Raw genomic sequence first — 10,243 nt, 5'->3', positions numbered from 1 at the left:
TGAATATGCCGTTCGCCCTGACGGTCACCCGGCCCAGGTAACTGCCCTTGTTCTTCCCAGCCGGTACCTTCGCTTGGACTATGTCCCATGTCTGAAAGCCGAAAAGGCGCTTTTCCCTCGTTTTGTAGGCACGCGGAAAACCGTACCGCGTCAAGATTGTCCGTTGATATCTGCCGCGCCCCGCGGCCTTTATGCGTAGGACTGGATGTTGTCGCCAGCCAAAAACGGCGTCCACATGCCCCACGCAAGCGGCGTCGTGGCAATGACTTTTCGGGATCCCGAAACGCTCTCTGTTCCATTTTGTCCTGCCGCCGCTGGCCGACTCCACGGGCAACCCTGTTCCCGCCAGCCGTTGCCATAGCGCCCATCTGGTGCTGTTGACCGCAGCCGCGTCCCGCAAAGGCGCCTTGCGGTGTGCCTCGATTCGAGCCAGGCGCCGGGGATCATCGGCAAGAAAGTCCCGCGCGTCCCGATTGCCTTTTTTCTGATTGCAGGGGATGCAGGCCAAGGTGCGGTTGCTGACCCGATCGCTGCCGCCCAGGCTGCGGGGTTGGATGTGGTCGATCTCCAAAGGAACATTCTCCGCGTCGCAGTAGGCGCATCGCCTGCCCCACTTTTCCAGCAGATATTCCCGGACCTCGTAGCCGGCCAATGGACCTTTCTGATACTCGACGCCGCGAATTTCCGGGTTCTCCATGGCCTGCATATCGAATCGGACCACCTCCTGCGATAGCGCTTGGACCGGCGCCCAGCGGCGAATTCTCTCCACCCACGTCATTGTCGTTTCCACGCGATGCCGCAGAGATGGGGGGAGCCAGCCGGCGGGGCGGGTGCGATTGGCGTGTCTCGGGGCGCGGTAGCGGAGCTTGCCGCGCCGGGATCGGCGATGCTCATTCCGCTGTTTCAGCGCCTTGTGGATGGTCTCTCCGCGATGAATGAGCTCCATGAGCATGAGCACGATCGCCACATGGCGGCTCTCATCTTCGGCCATTATTTCCTTCTCACGCACCAGGGCCAGCCCCGTCGTCTTGCCGCCGGGATCCATCTTGAGTCGCAGCGGCTGGGTTTCACCGCCAACCCGGTCTTTGAGCCGAATGACGAATGGGCGGATCCTATGCACCACCGCCCGGCCACGTTCCAACAGCAGCCGGGCGCGTTTTTCCGAACACGGCATCAGCGGCTTCTTCCTTTTGTCGAGCACGAATACTGCCATCACTGCCTCCTTCTGGCCCTTACGGGCCCTGTAACGCGGGCCTTGCGGCCCGTCTCCCCTCGGGAATGTCTGCAACCGGCTCCACCTTTTGGGTGTGGCTGAAACCTTCGGCGCTTTGCCTTTCGCCAGCATGATCTCCGCCTTGCAGGGCGGCGGACTGAGGAAGCATCCGCCAGTGCGTCTCGACGACCTGTTGCAAACGTAGCCGACTGGTTACGGCTTTCCCTGGCCGCCCAAAGGGCTTTGAAGCCCTTGCTCCTTGAGGGAACGGCGAGCGGCACCAGGGCCGTTGCATACCCTATTCCCCCATGAGGCGAAATATTTCGCCGGAGCGGCGGATGCTGTCGCGCCCAATCCCAAAAAATTTCGCCTCATGGGGGAATAGGGGTGAGGAGGCAATTCGGCTTTCTCGGCAAAAAAAAGGAGTCGGTCATGAACGATAAAATGGGAACGATCGAGTGGTTGTGGTTTGAATTCCGGCGGAGCCCGGCGGGGCACATCCTGCTGTCGCTGCTGGCGTCGCCCTGGACCTGGGCGGCGATCGCGGGCATGTGGCTTGGATCCAAGGTCGGGGGATGGCTGTGAAGGGCGGTCCTCTGCCCATTTTCTTGTTGCTGATCACGGGCCTGCTGGCCGTCTGGCTCTTCATTCAGAGCAACAAGGAGAACCAGGCGCAGCAAACCGCCATGGAGGCCGCGCAGCGGTGCTCCGGGGCGCGGTTCGATGCGACCTATGACCGCAGCCTGGGGAGTGAAAGCGCCCAGCGAAAGGCCTTGGACGCGGCGCGGATCGCCCGCGTCTGCGGCGAGGCGGAAAAGCAGCGCCGGAACCTCCAGTCCGTGCAGCAAAGCACCGGGGCCGCCCAAGACAAGGTGGCGTCATCCATTTTGCATTAAACCACTTTATTTCAAGGAGACATCATGAAACACGTTATGTTGGTGGCAGCTATTTCGGCGACTCTCTTCTCCTGCTCTTCCCTCGCGGCGACGAGCGGATTGGATCGGAACACGGGGCCCCTTGGAGCCATGGCGGAGAACTTCCCGGCGAAGCCCGCCGCCGGAACTCCATACTACGCCGAAGTTCCCATCGGGCGATGGAAGGGAAAGTGCTCGGCGATGAGCGGAAATCGCCAATATTGCGCCGGGACCGGCGACGTCGTCATCAAATATCCCCGGCTCAAGTTCAAAGTCGGAGAAAGAGTTCTGCGCAGGATGGGGAATTTCGTGGTATTGGAGACGGATTGCCATGTTGATTCCGACGCGATGGGGACCATCGCCTGTTCGGAGACGGGGGGATTTTCTCTCCCGCTCCGCGACGCGCCCAGGAGAATACGGGCACTGGCCGAACATGATGGGAGTTACACCAGGAACATAGTGTCGCCGACTCTCGTCGGGCAGATGGCGCCCTACCGCTTCTACCCGACGGGCAAGTGGACCGCTCGGGCGACGCATTTGGGTGGCCTGGCGCTTGACAGCGCCAGTGGGCAGGGGGAAATCCGAATCCCGTTGTCCACGCCGTGGTCGAGCATGGACTTGCTCGCCGGCGCCGGGGGAGCATCCGATATGGTCCAGACCAGATACTGCCGGATGTCGAAGCGGTTTCAAGGTCTGAAATGCCGGGTGATGGCCAGCTACGTCAGATGAGAGCGGGAGGAGACATGAAAAAACGGTCATTATTCCTGGTGGCCGCCGCCCTTGCGGCGGCCTTGTCCGGGTGCAGCAAGAGCACGGTGGGCAGCGGCTCGGAGAACACGAACGGCACCGAGCAGTCGTCCGGCGTCGAGAAGAAGATGGACGTGAACACTCAGCGGCAGGCGGCCTTGGAGATCAAGGAGCCGGCGGTGCCGATTCTGGTCTCCGCCCTGCGGCGGAGCGTCGATGCCGGGAAACCGCGCGGCGCCGTGCTGAATCCCAACTTGGGCTGGGCCATCGTGGACGGCACCGCCGCCGCGAAAATGGGCCTCGCCCCGTTGAAGAAAAGCGCCGTGCTGGTCGGGTATCCCTACGCCTTTTCCGCCACCCCGTGCCTCAATGAAAAATTCGCCGTCGCGAAGTTGAAGAGGGAGGCCGCCGGAGGCGGGGCGGACGCGGGGATCGCGAAGGCCGAGTTGGCGGCATACCGGCGCAATCCCCAATCCTTGTGTATCCACTATGCCGCCGGCGTGGCCACGATCTTCGGATCGGCCATGCCGATCATGGGGTGGAGGAATGGGTTCAACGAGCCCAAGGACGACAACTTCGCGCACGGGCTCGCCGAGACGGCGCAGTTCTCCAATCTCCTCCTGACCAGGCTGTATTACTCCCTGCCCAAAACCGCCTTGTCGGGACAGCGAGAGGCGCGGATCCAGATTGTGAAGGCCTTTTATGAAATCCCATCCTACGCTCTGGCCCGGATGTGGAATCTGGCGAAGGCGACGGTCGTCGGCCAGGGGGTGACCATCAACGGGTCTGGATCGATCCCCGACGGCGGCGCGATGGGCTTCAGGATCGGCGGCGCTACCTACGTCGGCGGCCCGTCCGGTCTGAGCGTCACCCAGGACGGCGTGAAATGGCTGGGCGACGGCAGGATCTCGGGAAGGGAGGTCAGTCTGTCCTTCTCGCGGAACGTCAGCCGTTCCCTGGGCGAGAGCCGGAGTCTGGGGCGGAGCGAGCGCGAGGGCGTGAGCGGCAAAACGCATGAAGAGGCCAATGTGGCCGGGCAAGGAGGCTGAAAATGGCGGGGAATGACGTCAAAAAGCTGGAAAAGATGAAGGCCGACCTGGAGGCCAAGATCGCGGCGGCAGTTTTTCGCCCATCACCAAAAAGTAGCCCCGTTTTTGAATGGCGATAGTAAGAGATGAGGGCGGCAATTCCGCCGCCCCGCATTTTGGGTAGGAATTTCCCTGCCTCACTTTAAAGGAGAAGTGAAATGGACAAATTCTGGAAAGTATCAGCACAGAAGTATCTGACGGACGTTTTTTTTCGTCGTGAAATCGACGATAAGGCGAACAATGGCGACGCTTTTGCGGCGGCGGTAATCGCAACCGCAGCGGCAAGACCCATGAAGAGGCCAATGTGGCCGGGCAAGGAGGCTGAAAATGGCGGGGAATGACGTCAAAAAGCTGGAAAAGATGAAGGCCGACCTGGAGGCGAAGATCACGGCGGCCAAGGCCATGGAGAAGCGGCGTGCGCGGATTTGCCGCGCCATGGAGGGGGCCGGGGTGTTCTCTCTGGACGACGACGTCCTGGAGATCGAGATCCAGGGCATCGCCAAGCTGCACGGCCTGGTCAAGGACCGGCGGGAATCCCGCGATGGGAAGGGCGGCGGCGATGCGACCGAAACAGCTCTCTGAGCCGGATCGGGTCGCCGTTTGGCTCATCACCCGCGAGATGGCCGACAAGGCGATGGGCAAAGCCCCCGACGAAGCCCGCTACGTGACCGGATACCGGCGCAGGATGGCCATGCGGTATCTCTTGAAAGATGGGGTCTGGCCCAAAGACTCCTGATGATCGGGCTTTCATGACGGCCATGGCCGGCGGATTCCGCCGGCTCTTTTTTCGGAACTTGTCTGACTGGTCTGATAGGGTTTCGGTATTTTCGCGGCCCGCCCCGCTTGTCATCGGCGATCCGCCGCGCTAAGGTGATTCCACCTCTTCATGAGGCTCCTTCCCTGGCCGCACCGCCCCTTCCGGGCGGGGAGACGGCCTGTTGTTTGGAAAAGGAGCCCATCCATGCGTTTTCATCGAGAGAAGATCATCCAGGAGGAAGGTGTCCGCTGCGACCGCTGCGGGCGGGAGATGCTGCCCGAGGATTCCGGCTGCGAACATTCCGAAAGGATCGTCATCCGTTTTCGCGCCGGCTACGGCAGCGTCTTTGGGGACGGCAATCTGGTGGAGGGGGATTTTTGCCAGCACTGCCTGAACGAAGTCCTCGGCAAGTACCTGCGGATCATCGAGGACGACCCCTTCCGGCCCAGACCGCAGGCGCAGGATCCGGCCCGCAAGGCCTATCAGGGCCACCAACTCGACGCCGTGCTCCAGGCCGAAACATTCTGGCACGAACTGCGCCTGGCGTCCGGCGGGACATCGGGGCGGGACGGCTAGTTTTCTCCGTGATACGCGCCCAGGCGCTGGCCAGCGCCTCGATACAGTAGTCGGCCAGCGTCACGCTGGACAGGTATAGCGTTTCGGCAGCTTGATCGTTCAGCCAGGCCCGCACGGCCGGGTGCGGCTCGGGTTTCATCGCCTCGGAAACGACGTTGGTATCGAGGACGATCATTCAAACCTCAGCGGCTCGGCCGGCGTCTTGTCTTTTACTCGGTCGAAGATCTCAAAATCCTCGTTGGTCAGGCCGATCTTGCGGCCCAATGCCGCCAGGGCCTCACCCACGCGAACACGCGCCTCCGGCTTGACCGCCATTGCCAGAATCTCGCGGACCTCAGCCTCGGTGCTGTGCCCATGTTGAGCGGCCCGCACCCGTAACGCGCGGTGCACATCGTCGGGCAGATTGCGTACTATCAGCAGTGCCATTGCATCACCTTGGGAAAATGATTTCACCGCATGTTCGCATAGGCACGGCAACGCGACCGCGATCAACTCGGCGTCGGTCAAGACCGTGGCGGCAACATTCGCTTGTACGGGATCGTCGCGTACAACAGCACGCACAAGGACATTGGTATCTACTGCGACCTTCATTTCTTGCCTGCCCATCCTTGCGCAGCCGCCTCGTTGATTTCTTCGATGGTGGCAACCTTCTGCGTCCTGCCCGCGAGCAGGCCGACGAAGCTGGATATCGTCCCAGCGGGCCGCGCCGCTTTGAGTACGCCCCGACCATCTGGCAGTAAGTCCAGCTCGATCTTGTCGCCTGGCCTGATGCCGAGGTGTTGCAGTACGTCCTTCCGAAATGTCACTTGTCCCCGTGCGGTAACAGTCAATGTGGGCATGGCACCCTCCCCTCAATCCTCGCCCTCGTCGTGCAAAGACCACCAGGCCTCGCCTCCTGGCAGGCAAAGGCTAGGAGAACAATTCGTCCCAAAAATCCGTCTCCAGCAAGGTGTATCCGGTTCATTCTGGCCACCAATCGGCCAAGACCTGCGCATCCAGTCCCCAGGATGGGTCGCGAGGGAACCGGGCTATCGGGAGTCCTGTTTCGATGGAAGCGATGCGTCTTGCATCCTGCCACTCCTTGGCGATGGCCTCAATGGCGCATTGGCGCAGGCTGGGGGACTGTTCCAGGATTTTGGCCAAGTCCTTGCGTTGGATGACGATGGTGGATCGCCAGCCAGAGGAACGCTTCTCGGATTGCCATCCCCACTTCATCAGGTGCATCAGAATGACACCGATACGTCTTTCAACCTCGCGGCGATCCCACTTCCCCATGGATTCCAGTTCATCGGCGGCGTTTTCCCAATCCATCCAGGCGGGCTGATAGTGTCGCAAAGCCGCTGCCTGCTCTTGCGTCCATGCGTGAAAATCCTGGTTATAGAGGCTGCCTGGCGCGTCTGGTTTCAATGTGGTCCATCCTGGATTCCACTCTCGCCACGGCATCATCCAGAGCTTGCCTATCCGCTTCGAGGCGGCTGGACAGATCGAGAATGCGCGCCGCGTGATCGCGGAAACGCTCGTTCATTTGCGTCTGAGCGCCAACGATCTCTGCGATTTGCGCCTTGATGTCGTCCCTCGCGGGGGATGGATCCGCATGGGAAGGGGCTGGCGCGGGTTCCCCGCGTTGCCGGAAGCCATCCCTGACTTCCGCCCATGCGGCTGCCAAGTCGCGCAGCGCGTCGGTTGGCGTCTTCCCAAAGGCGGACACGGTCGGCATATCCTCGATGGCTACCGCCCAGTCGCCGTCCTCGTTCAGCCAGAGGCGGACGGTGTGCCCATCGAATTGGGTTTTATTCTCCCGTTCGTACCACCAATGGGAGAACCGGATGCCACCCACCAGAATGGAGGCCACGGATACCATAAGCACGGTGAATAGCGTCATTGGACCCATGTCTTCACTCCTTACTTCGCTTCAACCCGGGCGCATCTGGAGATGGAGCCTGGGTTTGGTCCTTTCGCGAAGTGGGATGGTCGTGGTTCTCGTAGAGCTTCCGCTTGTCCCACATAACCGCGGCACCGAAAATCACAGTGAAAAGAGTGATTACTACTAACCCTGGTATGTATCCAACGTGGTCCATGGTCAATCTCCCGGCATCCGCAACGCTTCGGCCATGCGCCCTTGCTTCCCTCATTCTATCCTTGGCAGTCACACCATGGAACGATAGCGTGGAAAGATTGCATTCTATTTTGCCAGGGATGACGGAATGTTTGGGCTGGACGGATTGACCATCACCTCCCGCGTCATGGGGCGCACCACCAGATCCATATCCTCCATCGGGATAGCGCCCAATAGCGCCTCGTCGCCCATCACCATGGCGCCAACGAAACAGCGCCGATTTCCAAAGTGAATCTCTACAGGCCCGACATACGGCACCTGGAGTCTGGAACCATCCGCCAGCGTGACCTCCCGCTTCTCCTGTTCCTGGAGATCCAACTGGATCGCCACATGCTGCGGAATGCACAGGTGCAGCGCTCCAGTATCCGCCAGGGCGTTGACCTCAAGTGGGGCAAGCTCCCGCTTTACAGGATTGCCAAGTGTGATCGTTGTGTGCGTTATTCCCATATCATCATCCTCGTCGCCTGATTTCTTGCCAGTGTGAATCCTCCCACGACTAAGCCCAGGCTGTGTAGTCGGGGCTTCAATCTCTGCGGCTGTGGCCTGCGCGTGCTGCCATAATGTCGAGAGATCTAACTCGACTGGCGACGCGGTCGCCACCCGCCTATCAGATACCCAATTGCCGGAATAGGTCCTTCGCATCCTGGGCGCGATGCACGTCTTCGCCGCGTGCGCTCTTCGCCAGCGTCGCGGGCAGCGAGTTGCCAACCCGCACCACGAGGATGCACAAGGCCGCGTCCTCGATGGTGCTGATGATCCGGTAATCACCCGCGCGATATTTCCAAAACTCGCCCAGGAGAGGGCCTTTCAGGGCCTCGCCGATGGCGCGGGGGTCGTCCAGTACGGCTACACGCTCGCGCAAAAACGCCGTAATACGTTTGGTGATCGGTTTATCCAGATTCGCAAGACACTTTCTGGAAGTCTCGCTGAACCTAATCTGCCAGACCAAGACTGCCCTCCACCTCTTCCAAAGAGTATGTCTGGCTGCGACCAGCGCGAATTTCGGTTAACTCCTGCTCGGCCAGGTATAAATCCTCGATGTCGTCCAGATGTTCCAGGATGGCCTCGGTCGCATAGAAGGTTTTGCTGCGGCCAGTTTTAGCGGCCAGTTCGTTGAGCCTGCGTTCAACCTCTTCCGGCAATCTGATGGATATGGGCATGGCGCTTCTCGGTTCGATATGTTTACAACACTTTAGGCGCGTTCCGCGTAAAGATCAAAAATGGTGTGGCCGCCGCAGCCGGTTCATTCCGGGACGAAAACCATGGCGTCTTCCGTCGCCTTCGCCGCCCCCGCAGGTCCTGTCAGCGGTGCTTGAGATTTCGCTTCTGGTGAGGCTCCCGGCCCGAGCCTTTTGCGCCGGTTGCCCCAGATCTCGTAAGCCCGCATTTCCAGATTGGCGGTCGTGCGATCCGCGTGGCTCGGGGAAGATTGATAGCCCGTCCACAAAATCCACGGCCCGAAGCCCGCGCGACGAAGGCCTCGACAAGGGCCGGCGGTGGCGCGGGTTGTGGGCGGCAAGCCGGGGCGTGGCCCGGCTGGTGGCCATCGGCCAGCCGTCCACGAGGCGGTGGAGTTTGTGGGCGGGCGGGTTGAAGATGCCCCATGGTCGCCCACAGGGCTACCTGAATACGCCCACAGGATGCCCTCCGGTCGCCCTGTGGACGCCTCCAGGGGGTCCACTGGAGACCCTGCGGGCTACCTCTGGTCTCCTCGTGGACTTCTGACCAGGGCCAACGGTGGTTTGGCCTTGCCATTTTGTAGAAGCTGGCCGGAGTGAGCGACAAAACCACGGCGCACATTCCGGCCAGATCATGGATGCCAAGCTCTCGCGCTCCGATGAAGGCCCGGGCCTGACCCTCCCGGGGGATATACAAGGCGGGCGATTAGTGGACACCTTCGCGGCACCACTTTTCGATGGCGCTCTTGCTTACGCCAATCTGTGCGGCGATCTCGCGGAAGGATGCCTAGCCGTCGCGCATAGATCGCGCCTGGTCGCGTTTCTCGACGTTGGTGGCCTTTCTTCCCCCTGCCCGGTGTAGTTCGTCGCGTAGCGGCCTTCTATGGCCCGGAGCCTTGTCACCAGGTCATCGGGGATGATCGGCCGGAGCCAGTCGTACAGGGTGGATCGCCTGAAACGGTAACGGGGATCTATTTCCTGCCCTCTCCAGACCATCGCGAGGGCCATCGCCATCGTTGCGACAGACCGCATCCATGGGGCAGGGCGACAATCCATGCGGTCGGCTCTCCGTCCCAGCAAGTCGCGCCTTCCTGCGTCAGTCACGCCTCGCTTCTTGGGCCTCCGAGCCGGGATTTTTCTCCCTTCCACCGCGACACCCCCGTTCCGTGGCGCTGATCGTCCTGCTCCCGCTTTGCGCCTCCCCCTTTGGGTGAGGGAGGCGAAAGCGGGAGCAGGACGGCGCCAAACCCGGAAACGGGGGAGGCTCAATCCGCGTTTCCAGTCTCTTTGATGCGCTCATCGCCGCGCGGGCTAGAGGGGGCTCCCCAAGAGCAGGCTTTTGGCCGAACTCTACCCACAGCACAGGAGAACAACACCATGAACAACGCCATCAAGACCTACAGCCTCCGCGACGCCGCCGAAGCCTTCCCCGCCCTGCATGACTTCATGGGCCGGGCGCAGATCGACGCGCTGGCCGATGGATGCCGGAACAGCGAAGAACAGCAGTTTTTCCGAGCCAAGGTGGTAGAACTGGCCGGCATCATCGCCACCATGCCCAAGAGCTACGAGACCGATGGCCAGGGCCTGGACGCCGTGGCGCACCTGCACTACTTCACCCCATCTTGGGACTGGTACATCACTGAAAAAGACGTGG

The 10,243-nt window shown here is 61.2% G+C and carries 17 protein-coding genes; 8 read left to right on the top strand and 9 right to left on the bottom strand.

Annotated elements, in window-relative coordinates; genetic code table 11:
• Positions 1–1,213: RNA-guided endonuclease IscB (gene iscB, locus ACYCUK_RS21570; protein ID WP_461596685.1), on the bottom strand; the 1,213-nt coding region annotated here is incomplete at its 3' end.
• Positions 1,214–1,645: 432 nt separating this feature from the next.
• Here iscB and ACYCUK_RS21565 point away from each other — a divergent pair.
• The 7 genes from ACYCUK_RS21565 to ACYCUK_RS21535 all read left to right on the top strand — a co-directional run bounded on the left by ACYCUK_RS21565 (position 1,646) and on the right by ACYCUK_RS21535 (position 4,698).
• Positions 1,646–1,798 carry a hypothetical protein gene (locus ACYCUK_RS21565; RefSeq protein ID WP_461596684.1) on the top strand — a complete coding sequence of 51 codons (153 nt, stop codon included), beginning with the start codon at positions 1,646–1,648 and terminating at the stop codon, positions 1,796–1,798.
• A gap of 23 nt (positions 1,799–1,821) precedes the next feature.
• On the top strand, positions 1,822–2,109 hold the full coding sequence (locus ACYCUK_RS21560; protein ID WP_461596683.1) for a hypothetical protein: 288 nt from the start codon (positions 1,822–1,824) through the stop codon (positions 2,107–2,109).
• A gap of 24 nt (positions 2,110–2,133) precedes the next feature.
• The gene (locus ACYCUK_RS21555) at positions 2,134–2,856 is read left to right on the top strand and encodes a hypothetical protein (protein ID WP_461596682.1); all 723 of its coding nucleotides are present in this window, start codon (positions 2,134–2,136) and stop codon (positions 2,854–2,856) included.
• Positions 2,857–2,870: 14 nt separating this feature from the next.
• A complete protein-coding gene (locus tag ACYCUK_RS21550) occupies positions 2,871–3,923 on the top strand; it encodes a hypothetical protein (protein ID WP_461596681.1) in 1,053 nt (350 codons plus the stop codon).
• 197 nt (positions 3,924–4,120) lie between these two features.
• Positions 4,121–4,303: a hypothetical protein gene (locus ACYCUK_RS21545; protein ID WP_461596680.1), complete on the top strand. Its 183-nt coding sequence runs from the start codon at positions 4,121–4,123 to the stop codon at positions 4,301–4,303.
• A complete protein-coding gene (locus ACYCUK_RS21540) occupies positions 4,290–4,544 on the top strand; it encodes a hypothetical protein (RefSeq protein ID WP_461596679.1) in 255 nt (84 codons plus the stop codon). Before ACYCUK_RS21545 ends, ACYCUK_RS21540 begins: the two co-directional genes overlap by 14 nt.
• Positions 4,522–4,698: a hypothetical protein gene (locus tag ACYCUK_RS21535; protein WP_461596678.1), complete on the top strand. Its 177-nt coding sequence runs from the start codon at positions 4,522–4,524 to the stop codon at positions 4,696–4,698. Before ACYCUK_RS21540 ends, ACYCUK_RS21535 begins: the two co-directional genes overlap by 23 nt.
• A 442-nt stretch (positions 4,699–5,140) precedes the next feature.
• Here ACYCUK_RS21535 and ACYCUK_RS21530 read toward each other — a convergent pair whose 3' ends face one another.
• From ACYCUK_RS21530 to relB, 8 genes are all read right to left on the bottom strand, one after another.
• Positions 5,141–5,470, bottom strand: coding sequence for a PIN domain-containing protein (locus ACYCUK_RS21530; RefSeq protein WP_461596677.1), 330 nt, complete (start codon positions 5,468–5,470; stop codon positions 5,141–5,143).
• The gene (locus ACYCUK_RS21525) at positions 5,467–5,721 is read right to left on the bottom strand and encodes a FitA-like ribbon-helix-helix domain-containing protein (protein WP_461596686.1); all 255 of its coding nucleotides are present in this window, start codon (positions 5,719–5,721) and stop codon (positions 5,467–5,469) included. Before ACYCUK_RS21525 ends, ACYCUK_RS21530 begins: the two co-directional genes overlap by 4 nt.
• Before the next feature lie 161 nt (positions 5,722–5,882).
• Positions 5,883–6,134, bottom strand: coding sequence for an AbrB/MazE/SpoVT family DNA-binding domain-containing protein (locus ACYCUK_RS21520; protein WP_461596676.1), 252 nt, complete (start codon positions 6,132–6,134; stop codon positions 5,883–5,885).
• Between the two features lie 121 nt (positions 6,135–6,255).
• Positions 6,256–6,702 carry a DUF29 domain-containing protein gene (locus ACYCUK_RS21515; RefSeq protein WP_461596675.1) on the bottom strand — a complete coding sequence of 149 codons (447 nt, stop codon included), beginning with the start codon at positions 6,700–6,702 and terminating at the stop codon, positions 6,256–6,258.
• On the bottom strand, positions 6,671–7,186 hold the full coding sequence (locus ACYCUK_RS21510) for a type II toxin-antitoxin system HicB family antitoxin (protein WP_461596674.1): 516 nt from the start codon (positions 7,184–7,186) through the stop codon (positions 6,671–6,673). The genes ACYCUK_RS21515 and ACYCUK_RS21510 overlap by 32 nt, the downstream gene beginning before the upstream one ends.
• A 291-nt stretch (positions 7,187–7,477) precedes the next feature.
• Positions 7,478–7,858 carry a clan AA aspartic protease gene (locus tag ACYCUK_RS21505; RefSeq protein WP_461596673.1) on the bottom strand — a complete coding sequence of 127 codons (381 nt, stop codon included), beginning with the start codon at positions 7,856–7,858 and terminating at the stop codon, positions 7,478–7,480.
• 160 nt (positions 7,859–8,018) lie between these two features.
• Entirely contained in the window at positions 8,019–8,360 is a 342-nt protein-coding gene (locus ACYCUK_RS21500; protein WP_461596672.1) for a type II toxin-antitoxin system RelE family toxin, read from the bottom strand.
• A complete protein-coding gene (relB, locus tag ACYCUK_RS21495) occupies positions 8,344–8,571 on the bottom strand; it encodes a type II toxin-antitoxin system RelB family antitoxin (protein ID WP_461596671.1) in 228 nt (75 codons plus the stop codon). Before relB ends, ACYCUK_RS21500 begins: the two co-directional genes overlap by 17 nt.
• A 1,395-nt stretch (positions 8,572–9,966) precedes the next feature.
• Between relB and ACYCUK_RS21490 the strand changes: the two genes are divergently transcribed.
• Positions 9,967–10,243, top strand: a 277-nt coding sequence (locus tag ACYCUK_RS21490; protein ID WP_461596670.1) for a hypothetical protein, incomplete at its 3' end; no start/stop codon positions are given.

It is taken from the genome of Thiomonas sp., assembly GCF_054608695.1.
Note: the sequence above shows the minus strand (reverse complement) of the source record. Positions and strands in the feature narration are given on the sequence as shown.